Source organism: Leucobacter japonicus (genome assembly GCF_001273855.1).
Taxonomy (GTDB): domain Bacteria; phylum Actinomycetota; class Actinomycetes; order Actinomycetales; family Microbacteriaceae; genus Leucobacter; species Leucobacter japonicus.
The window spans coordinates 14150-31726 of the sequence record NZ_JHBX01000108.1; the positions used below are offsets into that span (position 1 = coordinate 14150).

At 66.0% G+C, this 17577-nt stretch carries 13 protein-coding genes and 1 tRNA gene; 6 read left to right on the forward strand and 8 right to left on the reverse strand.

All coding sequences use genetic code 11. From position 1 onward, the window contains the following. Window positions 1–6: 6 nt before the first annotated feature. The 4 genes from AMS67_RS09450 to rplK all read right to left on the reverse strand — a co-directional run bounded on the left by AMS67_RS09450 (window position 7) and on the right by rplK (window position 8700). Entirely contained in the window at window positions 7–6144 is a 6138-nt protein-coding gene (locus tag AMS67_RS09450) for an Ig-like domain-containing protein (RefSeq protein ID WP_053387164.1), read from the reverse strand. After that, entirely contained in the window at window positions 6141–7277 is a 1137-nt protein-coding gene (locus AMS67_RS09455) for a serine/threonine-protein kinase (RefSeq protein WP_053352668.1), read from the reverse strand. The genes AMS67_RS09450 and AMS67_RS09455 overlap by 4 nt, the downstream gene beginning before the upstream one ends. 293 nt (window positions 7278–7570) lie before the next feature. Then, window positions 7571–8260, reverse strand: a complete 690-nt coding sequence (gene rplA, locus AMS67_RS09460) for a 50S ribosomal protein L1 (RefSeq protein ID WP_053352669.1) — start codon at window positions 8258–8260, stop codon at window positions 7571–7573. A gap of 11 nt (window positions 8261–8271) precedes the next feature. Next, window positions 8272–8700 carry a 50S ribosomal protein L11 gene (gene rplK / locus AMS67_RS09465; protein ID WP_053352670.1) on the reverse strand — a complete coding sequence of 143 codons (429 nt, stop codon included), beginning with the start codon at window positions 8698–8700 and terminating at the stop codon, window positions 8272–8274. 653 nt (window positions 8701–9353) lie between these two features. Between rplK and AMS67_RS17340 the strand changes: the two genes are divergently transcribed. After that, window positions 9354–10082, forward strand: coding sequence for a DUF559 domain-containing protein (locus AMS67_RS17340; RefSeq protein ID WP_241488057.1), 729 nt, complete (start codon window positions 9354–9356; stop codon window positions 10080–10082). Between the two features lie 394 nt (window positions 10083–10476). Here the strand turns inward: AMS67_RS17340 and nusG are convergent, their stop codons facing one another. From nusG to AMS67_RS09485, 3 genes are all read right to left on the reverse strand, one after another. Further along, window positions 10477–11283, reverse strand: a complete 807-nt coding sequence (gene nusG, locus AMS67_RS09475; protein ID WP_053387166.1) for a transcription termination/antitermination protein NusG — start codon at window positions 11281–11283, stop codon at window positions 10477–10479. 41 nt (window positions 11284–11324) lie between these two features. Next, complete coding sequence (gene secE / locus AMS67_RS09480) at window positions 11325–11597, reverse strand: preprotein translocase subunit SecE (RefSeq protein ID WP_053352673.1); 273 nt, start codon at window positions 11595–11597, stop codon at window positions 11325–11327. A 52-nt stretch (window positions 11598–11649) separates the two neighbouring features. Continuing rightward, window positions 11650–11725, reverse strand: a tRNA-Trp gene (locus AMS67_RS09485). 226 nt (window positions 11726–11951) lie between these two features. Here AMS67_RS09485 and AMS67_RS09490 point away from each other — a divergent pair. Both AMS67_RS09490 and AMS67_RS09495 read left to right on the forward strand, forming a co-directional pair. Then, entirely contained in the window at window positions 11952–12725 is a 774-nt protein-coding gene (locus AMS67_RS09490; RefSeq protein WP_053387167.1) for an L-threonylcarbamoyladenylate synthase, read from the forward strand. Window positions 12726–12795: 70 nt separating this feature from the next. Further along, a complete protein-coding gene (locus AMS67_RS09495) occupies window positions 12796–14001 on the forward strand; it encodes a pyridoxal phosphate-dependent aminotransferase (RefSeq protein ID WP_053387168.1) in 1206 nt (401 codons plus the stop codon). A gap of 140 nt (window positions 14002–14141) precedes the next feature. On the opposite strand, the gene AMS67_RS09500 is transcribed toward AMS67_RS09495, so the two are convergent. Then, the gene (locus AMS67_RS09500; protein ID WP_241488037.1) at window positions 14142–14966 is read right to left on the reverse strand and encodes a lytic transglycosylase domain-containing protein; all 825 of its coding nucleotides are present in this window, start codon (window positions 14964–14966) and stop codon (window positions 14142–14144) included. Window positions 14967–15090: 124 nt separating this feature from the next. On the opposite strand from AMS67_RS09500, the gene AMS67_RS09505 reads away from it, so the two are divergent. From AMS67_RS09505 to AMS67_RS09515, 3 genes are all read left to right on the forward strand, one after another. Next, entirely contained in the window at window positions 15091–16278 is a 1188-nt protein-coding gene (locus AMS67_RS09505) for a CE1758 family FMN-dependent luciferase-like monooxygenase (RefSeq protein WP_053387169.1), read from the forward strand. Window positions 16279–16348: 70 nt separating this feature from the next. After that, window positions 16349–16804, forward strand: coding sequence for a MarR family winged helix-turn-helix transcriptional regulator (locus AMS67_RS09510; RefSeq protein ID WP_053387170.1), 456 nt, complete (start codon window positions 16349–16351; stop codon window positions 16802–16804). A gap of 48 nt (window positions 16805–16852) precedes the next feature. Then, complete coding sequence (locus tag AMS67_RS09515; RefSeq protein ID WP_053387171.1) at window positions 16853–17554, forward strand: CE1759 family FMN reductase; 702 nt, start codon at window positions 16853–16855, stop codon at window positions 17552–17554. The last annotated feature ends 23 nt before the right edge of the window (window positions 17555–17577 follow it).

The following is a 17577-nucleotide window of genomic DNA, read 5'->3' on the forward strand; positions in this document are numbered from 1 at the left end:
TGCGGGCTACGGGGTTCCGGTACCCGGATCGGTGCCGCCCGTTCCGGGGTCAGGGTTAGATGCTGCCGGTGTGTAGCACAGTGTCAATGTGACCGGCTGCAGCGCAGCAAACTTGCCCTTCCACGTGACGGTCACTGGGATCGTCGTCGGAGCAGCTGTTGGGGCAGGCGCTCCCTCTACAATGCCCGAAACCGAGCCCTGCGCCGATCCAGAGATGTTGAGGAGCGCGAGCTTCGCTTCCAGATTTCCTGGCGGGTTGGCTGCAATCCAACATGCGCCTTCGGCAGAGATAGTTACAGGCGCAGGAGCAGTGACGGCATTCGAATCCCGCCAAGGCGAGCAAGTGCTCTCATTGCTGACATCAACACATTGGCGGGCTGAAACTGGAAGAGTTGCATCAGGGGCGAGAGCGCTTCCCAGTGCGTTCGCATCCACGACTGTGCCATTTACATTCCACTGACCGGTCATTTCAGGCGCCGATGCAATGCTTGCCTCTTGAAGGGAGTAGGCAAATCCATCCGCCGTCGCTTCCGCTTGCGTCTTAATCGTGTAGGACGATTCCGGCGCAGGCAGAGATCCGCCGATCACCTGCGGGTTCGTAGTGAGCTCCTGACGGCCAAATTCATTGCTCAAGCAAACCCGGGCCGTGTAGATACGGTACTTCTTGAGACCGTTAAAGGTCGAGCTCTCCACGTTACATCCGCCGGGGGTCCCGTACGGGCTACTAATGGAGTATCGCTTCGTTACCCCGTCTTGCGTGCCCTCGTAACTGACGGAAGCCGAGTTGTCGCTCAGGCTCGTAAGCGTCGCGCTACTGAGGGTGGGGGCGCCGATCACGTTCCCATCGGCCTGGGCAGAGGCTCCGGTATTGCTGCCACCACCGATTTCTGGGACTTCGAACTTCGTCACCGGAGTGACGATGAACGAGATCTGACCGACGGGGAGATTGTCGTAGTCTTTCTCGAGACTTGATCCGTCGATCGTCTCCTGCTGATCCCGATATGACACCGTGAACTGCTTGGTGTCTGCCGACCCAGCGACACGCAAACTGACACCGCCCAGACTCGGGTTGGTATTGTCCGGCGCCTTCTTCGACTCCACCGTCACCGTCGGCGCCGTCGGCGCGGCATACGCCCAGGCGGTCACGGCGGTCGACGATGCCGAAGTACCCACGGCGTTGACCGCTTGCGCGGTGAACTGGTGTTTTTCGCCATTGGCGAGGCCGCTGGCAACGCACTGGAAGGTCGAGGTACCGACCGCGGCACAGCTCGATGAGCCACCGCCCGACAGTGTCACGCCCGACACATCGGGGTGCGCGGCGCGACCGCCGAGCGTCACCGTGAAGCTCGCGCTGTCGGCGGTGTACCCGGTCTGCTGAATGTTCGGCGTACTCGGAATGCCCTGCGCATCGAACTCGATGGTTCCGGCTCCCGTGCGCCCCTGAGCATCGATCACGGTGAAGCCGACCCGGCAGGTGCCGCCGACCTCGGGTCCTCCCGGCCAGCTCACTGACACCCCGCTGTCACCGACGCGCGTGAACGATCCGTAAGAGCAGCCGGCGCCACTGACGTCGAGAAGTTTCAGACCGCCGCCACTCTTTCCGGCGAACGGGTCGTGCTCCCCTGCGACGCCGACGAGCTGCGTCTGGCACTGGCTTCCGACCGTGCACTGCAGTGCGACGGTCGCTCCCTGTGGCAGGTCGCGTGGCGCTTGCCCGACTCGCAGCGTCAGCGGAGCACGTGAATCGCCGGCACCCGTGATGGAGACAGAGACCGACTCCTGGCTTCCGGGCACTGCGTCAGCACGCGCTGCAACGCTCAGCGCAGCGCCGTCTTTCGTAACTTCGAAGAGCGACGTCGCACCCGACACGTCGAACGAAAGCTTCGACAGATCGCCTTCACGACCGCCCTGCCACGTCACCATGTCGGCGAGCTCAACCTCGGAGGTCGTGCCCGGATCGATTGTGCGCGTCAGCGCAGCAGCCTGCGCAGATGGCTGCTTGGGAACGATGACGACGCTCACGGGCAGCGTGGTCCACGCCTTCTGCCCGACCAGCCGCGCCTGCATCAGGCACGTGTCGTTCCACGGGGCTTCCTTGCCCGCGGTGTAGCGCAGCGTCTCACCAGATACAGCTTCGCAGACAGCCTGTGCGCGGCCTGTGGTGAACGATTCTCGGCGCAGCTCGACGCTGTCCCCGGAACCCACATCGACGAGATCGGTGACCGCGATCTCCTCCTGCGCATCTTCATCCACCGTGATGGGCGGCGCGTTGGGCTTTAGTGTCAGGCGCAGCTCGTCAAGGGGTGGCACGATGAGTAGCCCATACGACGTCACCTGTTCACCGGAGATGTCTGTGCCCGTGAGTTTGAACACCACTGTGTCACCACTCGGCTGGTACGCGCCCGTGATCTTGGAGCCAGACACCCGGTAGTCATCGCCCGATCCCGACCACAACGAGAGCTTGAGCGACGAAACGTCACCGGTCGTCCAGCGCACCTTGTCTGTGACGACATCGACACCATCACCGGCGAGCTCGGCGCGATCGCGCACGTTCAGCACCGTATCGGTCACGGTCGGCGCCTGGGCGCCGACGCGCTCCGACGTCTGCACGACGATGAGCCCGTCAGCCGTGCTCTTCGTCGCCGCCGAACGAATGGTATACCGGTACGACACGGTGCCGAGATCCTCACCCGGCTTCACCGTAATGCGCCCCTGCTTCAACTTCGACACATCGAGTCTGGCCGCGAGCTTCTTGGCTTCGCTGCTGTTCGCTCCCCCGACGACGTTCGGCACGATCGATTCGATCGAGAGCGCCCCGCCGGCAGGGTCAATGTCGTTGTCGAGCGGCTGCACAGTGGCGGGTTCGCTCTTCGGTGTGAGTCGCACATAATCGGTCGATGCGATGATCGCACTGGATTCGGACGCCGGCACAACGATGACGTTCAGTGTTCCGGTGCCGGTGCCGCCTGCGGGATCGCGAACCGTGTACTCGAGCTGCACCGTGCCGGCAGCGGCAGCGGCCGTCGCCGACACTTGGAAGCCGTTGCCCGCGGCATTGATCGTCGCCGAGATACCGGCATCGGGGTTGCCCTCAACGCTGACGAGCCGCACCCGGTCGCCGTCTGGGTCGACTCCGGAGAGCGGCACACGCACCTGTGCAGAGACACCGGGGCTGACACGGGCGGTCACTGCGGTCGGCTGGGGATCGCGGTTGGCCCCCTCGGGCAGCACGGTGACGATGACCGAACCCACGTCGCCGGCGGCGGGGTCACTGGCGCCAAACGCGGTGTAGCTCAATCGGTACGTGCCCGCTTGCTGTGGCGCCAGGTACCGCAAGACATTGCCCGAGGCGAAAGCGAGCTCGCCCTTCGTACCCGAACCCACGATGTCGGGGTCGAGCATGAGACGTTCGCCGGGTGCCGCGACGTCATTGTCGAGCACACGGATGTCGACGACCGAACCGGCCCGCACGGTGGCGGTATCGGCGACGGCGATCGCCCCGGTCGACCCGGTCTCAGGTACCTGGAAGACGGTGAGCTTGCCGGTCGCGCGCGCCTCGCCTTCCGCGACGGTGACGTCGGCAGACCCGATGCGCCCGGCGGCACCGTCGGCAGTGCTGCCCGCGACCCGCACCTGGGCATGGTCGATGACGTCCGCCTGCAGCTCCCCGTCGGCGACCTGCGCGTCAGCGACCGACAGCGATCGCGAGGCTGCTCCGGGAATCGCGTCGAGAATCTCCACCGTCGTGTCCGTCAGCGGCCGCACGAACGCTCGCAGTGCAGGCAGCGCGAGCGGTGGGCCCGCGGGTGTCGCAGTTACGCGCAACTGACCCGTGACTTCTCCTCCAGTGACCGTGTCGCGCACGGTGACCGTCGCCGTGGCGGTGCCCGGCTGGTCGGCCTCGACCTCCACCGCCCCGCTCGCCGTTTTCGGCGTCACGCGTACGGTTCCGCTCGGTTCGGTGGCATCGAGCAGCGCATACGATCCGGAGCCCCCGGCAACCCGCTCGAGCGGGTACACCGTCGCCGTACGCCCGGCTTGCACCGTCGTCGCGGTCGCGGTGAACTCGGGAGTTGCGCCAGGGTCGACGACGAGCGTCAGTTCGCGCTCGGCCGTTTCGCCGCGGCCGTCGCGTACCGAGACGCGTAGCGCAATGTCTGATGTCCCGGAGTTCGGGTCCGTGTGGCGCACCGCGAGGCGCCCGTCGGCAGTGACGATGGCGCGCACCGGGTCTTCTGAGCGTGCCGGCTCGACCCCGGCAAGGGTCATGACATCGCCCTCAGGATCGACCCAGCCCTCAAGAATCGGGTACACGAGCGTGCCGCCGGGGGCGATCGACGGCACTCGCCACTCGCGCTGGCAGCCCTCGACCGGGCACCAGGCCGGCGCCGTATTGATCTCATCGCCGACCACGGTCAGCGTCACGGTAGCCGGCTCAGAGACGAGCGCACCGTCGGTGATGCGATAGGTAAAGGTCGCCGATCCGGTCGCGCCCGACGCCGGCTGCACCGTCAGCGACTGGCCGTCAGGCATGAGCTGCAGCGTGCCGAATGATTCGGGGATGCCACTGTCGCTCAACGACTCCGGCACGATCGTCAACACATCGCGTTTGTTCGCGTCGTAGTCGTTGAGCATCACGGGCAGCGGAGCGGCTTCGCCCGCCCGCACACCAAACGCGTCGTCGATCGCCGTCGGCGCTACCTGCTCCGTCACGTCTTCGACGACGACGGTGCCGCGATCTTCTTTCGGCGGGTCCGAGATCGTCCACTGCGACAGCGGAATCAAGTCGCCGCTCGGCAGCGTCCACAGCATGCCCGTGCGCATCTCATTGAGCACGCCTCGAGTGCCATTCGAACGGATCACCGGCAGCAGATCGCCCGATTCGCGCGCCGCGTCATCGATCGCGAGCGGCTTCTCACCCTCGGCCGACGTCCACATGGCGCCGGAGTTCTGACCCAGCCAGGCCGCATATGCGACATTGCCGATATACGCGGGCTGCGCGGGGGTTCCTGTCGTCTCGACCTCGCGCTGCACCGTGCCATCGGCATCGACCGTGAGCAGACCGCTGGTGTCAGCAATGAGCACCCGACGTCCGTCGCGTGTTCCGTCACCACCGCTCGCCTGGAGTGTGGCTGAACCGTCGAGTTCGAGCGATGCCGTCGTGCCGTCCTCACGCCACAGATCACCGTTCTCGGCGTCGAGCAACACCCAGTCGCCTGCGACGAGTGCGAGCTGCGGGGTCGCGGCGTCGCCGGCCGCTGCCGGAGTCTCGGCTGCTCCACCCACGAACTCGTGTCGCGCCGCGTCATACTCGCGAACGGCGTCTTCCGCGCTCGAGAAGATCGCCAGGCGACCGGCGGTGGTCAGCGCGATTGCCGCTGCACGGTATCCCGATCCGCCATCGTTCTCGCCGGATCCGCCGCCCGCTGCAGCGCCGTCCGTCGATCCGTTCTCAGCGCCTTCCGCGTCGGCCGCATCACCCGCGAGCGGGTCGACGCGCTGCAGCGAGCCCAGGCGCGATTCGAGATCGGCAATCGCCGCATCGTCGTCGCCGCCGGCGGTCAACTGCGTCGCCGCTGCATCGGCGGCGAGTTCACCGGCATACACCGCGCCCGATTCGGTGCGCACGGCAACGAATCGGCCGGCGCTCACGACATCGCGGGTGCCATCGGGCAGGCGCACCGCCGCTGCGGCATCGTCATCGGTCGCCGTTGCGTCATCGCTCTGAGCGTCAGCGCTGTCGGTCTGCGCTACCGTGTCAGCGGCGGCAGGATCGGAGGCCTCGCCGTCACCGGCCGCGGCCTCAGATCGGTCGCCGAGATCGATCGGATCAGCTGCATCGAGCGGCCACGCCCGACCGTTGCCGTTCGACAGCACTGCCGCGCGATCACCCGCCTGCAGCACGCCGCTCGGGTCGGAGACCTTGCGCACGAGGTCAAGCTCACCGGTGTCGGTGTTGACTCGCGCGTATTGCCCGGCCTCGCGGGCGACCCAGACCCCGGGCTCTTGACGCAGAGTCTCGCGTGCGTCGTATCCGTTCGCAATCACCGCGACCGTGGCGATCAGCGCGCACGACACTGCACCGGCGATCCACCACTGCAGCCGTCGAATGCCGGTGCGCTCCGACCCGGTGTTCGCGCTCACCCGCCGGCTCCGCTGAAGGCCCAGATAAGGCTCGCCGCACCGGCAATCACCGCGAGGGTGATCGCTGCGCCGATGAGTCCGGCACGCCACGGCGACGCCGGCCGATCAAGGATGAGCCCGTCGGTGTCGGTGCCCCGGCGCTGCGCCAGCATCTCAGCGCGAGCCTCGGCGCGGGTCACTCGCCCGACGGTGCTGACTACCGGACCTCGGGTGCCGGCGGGAACCGACTCGGCACGCGGCAGCCAGGCCTCGGCGACGATCTCAAGCGGAGTGACGTCGAACCCGTACGCGCGCTGCAACCCTTGCAGCGCCTCGCCGAACTGCGCCATCGACTGGTAGCGCTCATGAGGCTGCTTCCGCAGAGCCGTCGAGACGACCTCGTCAAAGTGCTCGTACCCCTGCGCACCCGGGATCGCCTGATAGATCGCCTTCGAGATTCGCTCCGTCAGCTTCGCGCGCGAGTTCTGCGCGCGATCGGCGAGCTCGAACGGCGACCGTCCTGCCGCGAACGAGTACAGCGTCGCCCCCAGCGACCAGACTTCGGTCGCGACGCTCCCCGTGCTCTGCAGCCCGACCACCTCGGGAGCCGACCAGGGAATCGACATCGCCATCTCGCCGTCGAGCTCGCGTCGCCCGAGCACTTGAGCGATACCGAAATCAGAGAGCGCCGGCTTGCCCAATGTCGTGAGCAGCACATTCGACGGCTTGATATCGCGATGCAGCACCCCCGCGCGGTGCGCCGTCTCGAGTGCGCCGGCAATACGCACACCGGCGTCGAGCACGTCTTGCAGCCGCGCAGGCTGACCCTTCGTCAGCGCGCCCATCGATGCCGGGCAGAATTCCATCGCCAGATACGGATGCCCCTCAAGCGAGATACTCGCCTGGTAAATCGAGACGACCGACGGGTGACTGCTGAGGCGAGCCATCACATCGGCTTCGCTCTCGAAGACCTCCCGCAGCTCCTCAACCGCTGCCGGCCCCTTCGCCGCACCGTTGAGCACCTTCACCGCGACCAGACGCCGCGGCATATCTTGTTCGTACAGAAACACCTGAGCGAAACCACCCGAACCGAGCGGTCGCACATAACTGAAGCCCGGGATCGCCGGCGCGCCAACGGGAGCACGGTTAGGCATCGTTCCCCCTTGCAGACTTCGGCATCATGCGCATCACCGTTTCGCTCGACGTGCCCCAGCGCACAGGCACGCCGAAGGTTGCGAATCGAGAAGGGTGTGTCACGTGATTATCCTAATCGAGGCATGGCATCGGGGCGGACGTTATCCACAGGGCCTTGCGCGAAGTGCAACGATCAGTGCGCAAGTTGCGGCATCGACGCACGCCGGGACGTGCAGGCTCGATGATCCCGCACCCATATACGCAACAACCCCCGACCGCAGGTGCGATCGGGGGTTGTTGTTGTTCGAGCTGTTTACAGACCCGAGACGTCGAGCGGGATGCCCGGGCCGAAGGTCGTCGAAACGGCGCCCTTCTGCACGTACTTGCCCTTTGCCGACGACGGCTTCAGACGCGAGATCTCGTCGAGCACCGAGTTGATGTTGTCGGTGAGCTGATCAGCCGAGAACGAGGCCTTGCCAACGATGAAGTGCACGTTGGCGTGCTTGTCGACGCGGAACTCGATCTTGCCGCCCTTGATCTCAGAAACAGCCTTGGCTGCATCCGGGGTCACGGTGCCGGTCTTGGGGTTCGGCATCAGACCGCGGGGGCCGAGCACCTTACCCAGACGACCGACCTTGCCCATGAGCTCGGGGGTCGAAACAGCCGAATCGAAATCGGTGTAGCCAGCGGCCACCTTCTCGATCAGCTCGTCGCCACCGACCTCGTCGGCACCGGCTGCGATGGCGGCCTCAGCGGCAGCACCCGTCGCGAACACGATGACGCGAGCGGTCTTACCGGTGCCGTGAGGCAGGCTCACGGTGCCGCGGACCATCTGGTCAGCCTTGCGGGGATCCACACCGAGCTTGACAGCGACCTCAACGGTTGCGTCGGTCTTGGTGGAACCGGTCTCCTTCGCCAGGGCGACTGCCTCGGCGGGAGTGTAGAACTTGTCTGCCTGAATCTTCTCGGCAGCGGCGCGGTACGCCTTCGACTTCTGTGCCATATCCGTTGCCCTTACTCGACCGTGATGCCCATGGAGCGAGCGGTGCCCGCGATGATCTTCGCTGCAGCGTCGATGTCGTTCGCATTGAGATCAGCCTGCTTCTGCTCGGCGATCTGGCGAACCTGCTCAGCGGTGACCTTGGCGACCTTGACGGTGTGCGGAGTGCCGGAGCCCTTCTGCACGCCAGCCGCCTTCTTCAGCAGCTCAGCTGCCGGCGGGGTCTTGAGCACGAACGTGAACGAGCGATCCTCGTACACCGTGATCTCAACCGGAATGATGTTGCCACGCTGGGATTCCGTCGCAGCGTTGTACGCCTTGCAGAATTCCATGATGTTGACGCCGTGCTGACCCAGCGCAGGACCCACGGGGGGTGCGGGGTTGGCGGCGCCGGCTGCGATCTGAAGCTTGATCAGACCGGTAACCTTCTTGGCCTTTGCCATGATTGTTTCCTTTCCGTCGAACTCGCGCTGATGCGCGTGCTCTCCCGCGATTCCGGCCGATCCGGATGCGGTACTTGTCTCCCCCCGCACACGCCAGAGGCGTTCGCGGACGCAAACCATGTAAGTCTACCCCGGAATCGCGCACTGCGCGACCACTCGTGGTGTGCGGGGCTCGCGGCCCTCACCGCGCCTGCCGCTGCGGCGTCGCGCCGCCCCTGCTCCAGGTCACTCCCCTTCCTCGGGCCCGTCCCATCCCACCCCATCCCATCCCACCCCATCCCGGCGGCGCCTCCTCTCGCCCCCAACCGCGGAGATTTGGGAATTCGCGGACCTTTACGTCTAATTTGGCCCGCGATATCTCAGATCTCCGCAGTGTGGGGTGAAACAGGTCGGCGCATCGACGCGAACTCGCGACGCAAAGCCGAGCCAGACGCGCCCATTCTCCACAGCGCATGAATGAAGCGTGGTGACGCCTCAGTTATCCACATTCGCAGGAGTTCGGCGCCCAGCCCGCTCATGCCGCCACCAAGCTTCCTGTCGTGAGCATCAGTAGCGTTATTCATCGACTCGGAGGCGTCGCCCGAACCTCTCGCTTAGAGCACCTCGGAATTTCGCAGTACCGCGTTCGACTTGCAGCCCGCAGCGGCGACATCGTGCGCTTGGGACGCGGCTGGGTCGCGCTGCCCGATGCAGACGCCGACCTCGCTTTTGCGGCCGAACACGGGGTGGTCCTCAGCTGCATCACCGAGGCCAAGCGGTTGGGATTGTGGGTGCTGAATCACGGTCAGCTCCATGTCTCCGCACGCACTCCGGGGCACCATGCCGATCACAGCGCAGCCGTGGTCCACTGGCGACGTCCCATCGTTCCCCGACACCCAGATCAACTGACCGACCACCTCATGAACACGCTGGACTGCGTAGCGGCATGCCAACCGGTTGGTCCTGCGCTTGCGGTGTGGGATTCGGCACTGCAGCAGCGTAAGACCGACTACCCAGCTCTCGCCGAAATCCCCTGGCGAGGGCGCGCGAAGACGCTGCTGACACTGTGCACCCCGTTCTCAGATTCGGGCATCGAGACGCTGTTGCGCGACGGCCTGCGATGGCTCCGTGTGCCGATACGCAGCCAAATCACGCTTCACGGACACCGCATCGACTTCTTGATCGGTGACCGTCTCATTATTCAGGTCGACGGAGCGAGTCACACCGGCGCGCAGCGCACTGAAGACATTAGGTTCGATGCGTTCATGGCCGCGCGGGGATACACCACTATTCGCATTTCATACGAGCAGATCGTCTACCGCTTTCACGAAGTGCAGGGATTGATTCTCGAAGTCATTGCGCGCGGACGCCATCTGGCGCCGTCCCGAACACGCGCGTCGTGAAGTACCCGCGTGACGCACCATCCGAACCGTGAACCATCCGCGTCGTGAACCGCATGCATTGCGTTGGCCGACGCGGCCAAGGTCAGCAAGAAATGCCAGGCGCGCTCCCCTGCGTCACCCCAAACCGCGGAGATTTACGTGATCGCGGCCCAAAACCGCCGAATCCCTCCGCGATCTCGTAAATCTCCGCAAATAGGACGAAGCAGGGGGTCGGGCGACCCGCACGTTTCTCGCGCGCGGACACGGGCCTCGCTCGGCACCACCACGGCCACGCCCCCGGCGGTAACGCGTCAACTCTGCACAGCGCCCCTCCGCAAAGCAAACCGCCACAAAGCACCCCAGAAACGACGAACGCCCCGCTCCGAAGAGCAGGGCGTTCGTGCGAAAGAAAACCTCAGACCATCTTGGTGACCTGGTCGAAGCTGAGCTCGACCGGGGTCTCGCGCTCGAAGAGCGACACGAGCACCGTGAGCTTGCCGGCTGCGGGGTTGATCTCGCTGATCGTGCCCGGCAGACCCTCGAACGAGCCCGACTTGATCGTGATCGTCTCGCCGACCTCGAAGTCGATCTCGACGTTGCCCTGAGCCGCGGCATTTGCGGCGGCCTTGCCCTTGGCGGTTTCCGCAGGCTCGAGCTCGACCGTGCTCTTGAGCATCTCGAACGCCTCGTTGATGCGCAGCGGAACCGGATTGTGCGCGTTGCCCACGAAGCCGGTCACGCCGGGCGTGTGACGCACGACAGACCAGGTGGTCTCATTGAGGTGCATGCGAACGAGCACGTAACCGGGGATGCGCACACGCGTCACCATCTTGCGCTGGCCGTTCTTGACCTCCATGACCTCTTCCATGGGGACCTGGATCTCGAAGATGTCGTCGACCGCACCCATCGTCTCGCGACGGTTCCAGAGGTTCGACTTCACCTTGCGCTCGTAGCCGGCGTAGGTGTGGATGACGAACCACTTGCCGGGACGGCGGCGCAGGTCTTTCTTGAAGGCCTTGTAGGGATCTTCGGAGGATTCGCCGTCGACACCGTCTTCCGACTCCTCATCGACGATCGCCGATGCAGCGGCTTCAGCCTCTTCGGCGTTGTCGATATCGAGCGCATCCTCAACCGCGGCGTCGGCGACGGGGTCGGTCGACTGCACCAGTGCGTCGAGTGCCGCGTCGAGGTCTGCCTCGGGGTTGTTGTTCTCGCTCGTCATGCTGCTTTCCTTGTTCTACGGACGGTTCGGCGTACGGCTAATCAGCCGAGCGTCGTTCCGAATATGAAGACCGTGACGAACCCGAAGACCTGGTCGAGCGCCCACACCAGCGCCATCATCACGATCACGAAGACGATCACGACGATGGTGAAGTTGACGAGCTCCTTGCGGGTCGGGGTGACGACCTTCTTCAGCTCGGCGATGACCTGCTGGATGAAGAGAGCGATTCGGCTGAACCAATTGCGCTTCGCGGCGCGATCAGCCTTGGCGCGCTCGACGAGGCCGCCGCTCTCCTCGACTTCTGTGCTGCTCATCGCATTCGTCCTTTCCATTGCCACCGTCCGGCGCTCTCGCGCCGGACGGATGTGGCAGGGCAGACAGGACTCGAACCTGCAACCTGCGGTTTTGGAGACCGCTGCGCTACCAATTGCGCCACTGCCCTATGGGAGAAACTTCCGACCTCACCCGCACCTCGCAGGCACAGGAAATTTTGGCAGAAGTCAACTACCACGGATCACTCTACGCGATCCCTCCTCCAGTGTCGAACCGGGCACCCCCTCCCCGGGCGCGTCGCGGACACCGATGCGTATCATCGGATGAAGATAAGGTGATCCACCATTAGATTGATTCCCGGCGCAACAGCGCCCCAGCAGAAGGAGAACGCAGCAGTGACGCGAGTGCAATGGAATGGTGATGTGCAGCCCGAAGCCATCGACCTGCTGGGCGCGGGAGGCAACATCGTCGTCTGCCCGACCAAGGTCGGCTACATCATCCTCACCTCTGATCGAGCGAGTCTCGATCGCAAGTTCGCCGTCAAGCAGCGCGCGCTGAACAAGCCCGGCGTCGTGCTGTGCGGCTCGATGGATCAGTTGCGCGCACTCGCCGAGATCACCCCCGAGATCGAGGAGTTCTATCAGCGGCACTGGGACCAGGACATCTTGATGGGCTGCATTCTGCCCTGGCGCGAGGAGGGCCGCGCGATCCTTCCCGATGACGGCACCGCAGACCGCGTGATGGACGGCCGAGGAACGAGCTGCTTCGTCATTCGCTTCGGGATTCCCGGCGAGCGGATCGTCGCGGCTCGGTGGGCCGACGGCAATGGACTCACGTTCGCGAGTTCGGCGAATCCCTCGGGCAAGGGCAACCGCGGGGTGGTCGCCGGAATCGGCGACGCCATTGCCACCGAGGCCGACCTCATCATTGAGGCCGACGACTACGTGCGCTCGATTCAGCCCGACGCCACGCTTGAAACGCGGTACGAACAGGGCGTCATGGTCTCCTTCGTCGATGCCGAGGGTGCACTGGTTCCCGAGCAGCACGGCGAGCGCTCGGTGACACCGGCACCCGTCATGATTCGAAAGGGCCTCGACATCGACCGCATCATGATGAATCTCTCCGACGTCTTCCCCAGCTGGGACTACCGCCACGGCGAGTACTACTGACCCCTGACCCTCCACCGATCGCCCCGCCACGCATGCCCCCAATGTCGGCACCCCCGAGTAGGATCGAACCGTGAGCCACATCTCCCGTTTGTCGAAGAAGATTTCCGCCATCGCCGAGTCCGCGACGCTCAAGGTCGACGCCAAGGCGAAGGCCCTCCAGGCCGAGGGTCGCCCTGTGATCAGCTACGCCGCAGGCGAGCCTGATTTCGCAACGCCCGACCACATCGTGGCTGCCGCCCGCGCAGCACTCGATGACCCGAAGAACTTCCGCTACACCGCGGCCGCCGGCCTGCCCGAGCTGAAGCAGGCGATCGCCGAGAAGACGGCGCGCGACTCGGGCTGGGCCATCGAGCCGTCGCAGGTGGTCGTCACTAACGGCGGCAAGCAGGCGGTCTACCAGGCGTTCCAGGCGCTGCTCGATCCGGGCGACGAGGTGCTGCTGCCCGCGCCGTACTGGACCACGTACCCCGAGGCGATTCAGCTCGCCGACGGCGTGCCCGTCGAGGTATTCGCGGGCGCCGAGCAGCACTACAAGGTCACCGTCGAGCAGCTCGAGGCCGCACGCACCGAGCGCACCAAGGTGCTGCTCTTCGTGTCGCCGTCGAACCCGACCGGCGCGGTCTACTCCCCCGAAGAGACCCGGGCGATCGGCGAATGGGCCGACGCGAACGGCCTGTGGATCATCGCGGATGAGATCTACCAGAACCTCACCTACGACGGCGTGCGCGCGGTCTCGATCGTCGAGGCCGTGCCGGCGCTGCAAGACCGCACGATCCTGGTCAACGGCGTGGCGAAGACCTACGCCATGACGGGGTGGCGTCTGGGCTGGCTCATCGCCCCCGCCGACATCGTCAAGGGCGCCTCGAACCTGCAGTCGCACCTGACCTCGAACGTCAACAACATCGCGCAGCGCGCGGCCATCGCGGCGCTCACCGGCCCGCAGCAGCCGATCGAAGACATGCGCCTCGCGTTCGATCGCCGCCGCAAGCTGATCGTCGCGGAGCTCAACGCGGTGCCCGGCTTCAACTGCCCGACGCCCGAGGGCGCCTTCTACGCCTACGTCGACGTCACCGCCGCGCTCGGCAAGACCTATCGCGGAGTCACCCCGACGACGTCGCTCGAGCTCGCAGACCTCATCTTGTCTGAGGCCGAGGTCGCAGCGGTACCCGGCGAAGCCTTCGGCCCCAGCGGCTACCTGCGCTTCAGCTACGCGCTCGGAGACGACGCGATCCTCGAGGGCGTGCGCCGCATCCAGTCGCTGCTGAGCGAGGCGTAAGCACACGCACTCGCCGCGCCAACACTTGAGGGCGGTGCCGGATCACCTGATCTGGCACCGCCCTCAAGCGTTGGGGTCGAGACCGGGTCGAGACCCGGTCGACACCGGGTGAACGCCGGCCCGCGCCGGGCCGCGCTCCCTCAGCCAGACCCGAGCTGTGCGTAGAACTCCGCAGCGTCCGCCACATCGTTGTTGTACGAGGCGCTCGGGTTGTAGCCGTCAAGAGCGGCGATCCAGTTCTCACCGACCGTGAGGTCGAGACCGGGGTCGCACAGCAGTGTTGCGGCCGACAGCGCCGCGTCGTCGATCTGATCGATGTCGATGCGGCCGTCGCCGTTGCCATCGCGACCGAACATCGCCCAGGTGCTCGGAATGAACTGCATGGGCCCTACCGCGCGATCCCACTCGGGGTCGCCGTCGATCGCACCGCCGTCGGTGTCGGGGGTCGCCAAGAATTTGGTGCCGTCGAGGGGCACCCCGATGATGCGCGGCGTGGTGGTGCCGTCGGCGAGCATGCGCGAGCCGTTGATGCGGCCGTGGTCTGACTCGACCGTGCCGATGCCGGCGAGCATGTTCCAGCCGAGTCGACACCCGGGCTGCTCCTGCACGAGCGTCAGCTCGGCCATCGCGTAGGCACTGAGGGCGCGTTCGGGCACCCCGCTCGCGGCAGACATGCGGGTCACCCAGGCAGGGTCGGCAACCGGGAGGCCAGTCGCCGGTGCTGACGGTGCGGCGGAGTCTCCCGCACCGGAAGACTCCTCGGACTGCGACGCGTCGCGGTTTCCGCCGGCATCGGGCGCGGTCGCAGGCATATCGGCGCCGGCGAACGCCCCCGTTGCGAACAGGATCGCCGCAGCACCGACGGCGAGCACCCCGGCGAGCGAGGCACCGCCCACGGCGTACCAGAGGGTGCGACGGCCGGGCGATCCGGCGCGATCGCGCGCACTTCGAGGGAATTCAGACATTGATTTCAGGGTATCGGGAATGAAACCGCGTGACCCGTGTTACATTTACATGCAAGCGCATACAAATGACGCACACGAGGTTCCGTCACCCGCACGGCACCCGACGATACACAGGAGTCACATCATGGAATTCGGGATCTTCTCGGTCAGCGACGTCACCCGCGACCCGGTATCCGGCGAGACGCCGAGCGAGGCCGAGCGCATTCAGGGCCTCGCGCAAATCGCGGTGCACGCCGAAGAGGTCGGCTTCGACGTCTTCGCCGTCGGCGAGCACCACAACGCCCCCTTCTTCTCCTCGAGCCCGACCACCTTCCTCGCCTACATCGCGGCGATGACGAAGACGCTGAAGCTCTCGACGAGTACCACGCTCATCACCACGAACGACCCGGTGCGCATCGCCGAAGAGTACGCGATGCTGCAGCACCTCGCCGGCGGGCGCATGGACCTCATGCTCGGCCGCGGCAACACGGCGCCCGTGTACCCCTGGTTCGGCAAAGACATCCGCTCGGCGCTGCCGCTCGCACTCGACAGCTACAACCTGCTGCACCGCCTGTGGCGCGAAGACGTCGTCGACTACGACGGTAACTTCCGCACCCCGCTGCAGGGGTTCACGAGCACGCCGCGACCCCTCGACGACGTGCCCCCGTTCGTGTGGCACGGCTCGATCCGCACCCCCGAGATCGCCGAGCAGGCCGCCTTCTACGGCGACGGCTTCTTCGCGAACCACCTCTTCGCACCCTCAGAGCACTTCCTGCGTCTCGTGCGCTTCTACCGCGAGCGCTTCGAGCACTACGGCCACGGCACGCAGAAGCAGGCGATCGTCGGCCTCGGCGGCCAGGCATTCATGGCAAAGAACTCGCAAGATGCGGTCGCGCAGTTCCGCCCCTACTTCAACGAGGCGCCGGTGTACGGTCACGGCCCGCGCATGGAAGATTTCACGAGCCAGACCCCGCTGACCGTCGGCAGCCCGCAGGAGGTCATCGACAAGACCCTCGGCTTCCGCGAGGTGTTCGGCGACTACCAGCGCCAGATGTTCCTCATCGACCACGCCGGCCTGCCGACGAAGACCGTGCTCGAGCAGCTCGATCTCTTCGGGTCAGAGGTGCTGCCCGTGCTGCGCGCCGAGATGGCGAAGGATCGCGATCCCGAGGTGCCCGAATCACCGTCGCACGCAAGCCTCGTCACCGCCAAATACGGCGACCAGGCGCCGCGTCAGCCGCGGCCGAACGCCAATCGGGGCGACAATGTAACCGGAGGATCGCCCTACCAGGACTCCCCGGCCAAGCAGGGCGCGGCATTCGGCATCAGCTGATCCGCCGCCCGCGGCACCCCGCCGCACCGACTGGGCGAACCGCATGACCACGCACGAAGGAGCACTCGAGATGGAACAGCCAGCTCGCATCGACGTACGCCTCGCCAACGAGGCGTGGGAATCCGTGATGTCTGCGCACTCGGCACTCATGCAGGTCTTCGCCGCCGAGCAGATGTGGTCGGAAGTGAGCATGCGCGAATACGACGTGCTGTACACGCTGGCCAAGCGGCGCGAGCCGATGCGCATGTGCGACGTGCAGAGCGGGGTGCTGCTCAGCCAGCCCGCCCTGTCGCGCATGGTGGATCGGCTCGCGACCCGGGGCTTCATCGCCCGCGAGCCCGATCCGCAAGACGGCCGCGCCGTGCTGCTCGGCCTCACCGAGGCAGGAGCGACCCTGCAGCAGCAGGTCGGTCGGGCCCACGCGAAGAGCGTCGCCCGCCAGCTCGGCGCCGCACTCACTCCAGATGAGATGCAGGATCTGCGTCGCCTCGCCGGCAAACTCACCGGTCACGGTGACGCGGCCTGATCCGCCCTCCCCCGTAATCTTCACTGCAACACGCTCGAGGAGCACCCCATGACCACCCCCTTCGACGGCACCGTCACCGAGCCGGCCGCCACGCAGCCCCGCACCCTCGCCGTCGTGAGCGCCGGCACCAGCGACCCGTCGACCACGACGATGCTCGCCAACCGCGTCGCCGACAAGGCCGCCGAGATCGCGGCGCAGCGCGGCATCGAGCTGCGCATTCGCTTCGTCGACCTGCGCGCACTCGCCGAAGACGTGACGACCGCCCTCGTGACGCAGCACGTCTCCCCCGCACTGCAGGCGGCAAGCGACATTATGCGCGACGCCGACGCGATCGTCGCCTCCACACCGGTCTACAAGGCGGGGGCGAGCGGACTCTTCACCGCGTTCTTCCAAGTGCTCGACAACGACCTGCTCATCGGCACCCCCGTGGTGCTCGGCGCGACCGCCGGGAGTGCGCGCCACGCACTCGTCGTCGATGATCAGCTGCGCGGCCTGTTCTCGTATCTGCGCACCATCACCGTGCCGACCGGGCTCTTCGCGGCGCCCGACGACTGGAACAGTCGGGAGTTCGGCTCACGCATCGAGCGCGCCGCCGCTGAGCTCGTGGCGCTGGTCGCCGGCGGGTTCCGCGAGTCGGTGCGCGGTGAGTCGTGGGGCGCCTACCAGCACTCGTACGGCAGCGCGGGCGGCACGGAGCTCGGCATCGACCTCGACAGCGACCTCATGCGCTTGGCGACTGGCGGGCGCTGACGACCAACGCATCGCGTTGGGCG

Bases quoted from the DNA above. Each gene is read 5' to 3' on its own strand.
- rplK (WP_053352670.1), bottom strand. From the start codon at position 8,700: ATGGCAAAGGCCAAGAAGGTTACCGGTCTGATCAAGCTTCAGATCGCA.
- AMS67_RS09500 (WP_241488037.1), bottom strand. From the start codon at position 14,966: ATGTCTGAATTCCCTCGAAGTGCGCGCGATCGCGCCGGATCGCCCGGC.
- rplA (WP_053352669.1), bottom strand. From the start codon at position 8,260: ATGGCACAGAAGTCGAAGGCGTACCGCGCCGCTGCCGAGAAGATTCAG.
- AMS67_RS09510 (WP_053387170.1), top strand. From the start codon at position 16,349: ATGGAACAGCCAGCTCGCATCGACGTACGCCTCGCCAACGAGGCGTGG.
- secE (WP_053352673.1), bottom strand. From the start codon at position 11,597: ATGAGCAGCACAGAAGTCGAGGAGAGCGGCGGCCTCGTCGAGCGCGCC.
- AMS67_RS09505 (WP_053387169.1), top strand. From the start codon at position 15,091: ATGGAATTCGGGATCTTCTCGGTCAGCGACGTCACCCGCGACCCGGTA.
- AMS67_RS09455 (WP_053352668.1), bottom strand. From the start codon at position 7,277: ATGCCTAACCGTGCTCCCGTTGGCGCGCCGGCGATCCCGGGCTTCAGT.
- nusG (WP_053387166.1), bottom strand. From the start codon at position 11,283: ATGACGAGCGAGAACAACAACCCCGAGGCAGACCTCGACGCGGCACTC.
- AMS67_RS09515 (WP_053387171.1), top strand. From the start codon at position 16,853: ATGACCACCCCCTTCGACGGCACCGTCACCGAGCCGGCCGCCACGCAG.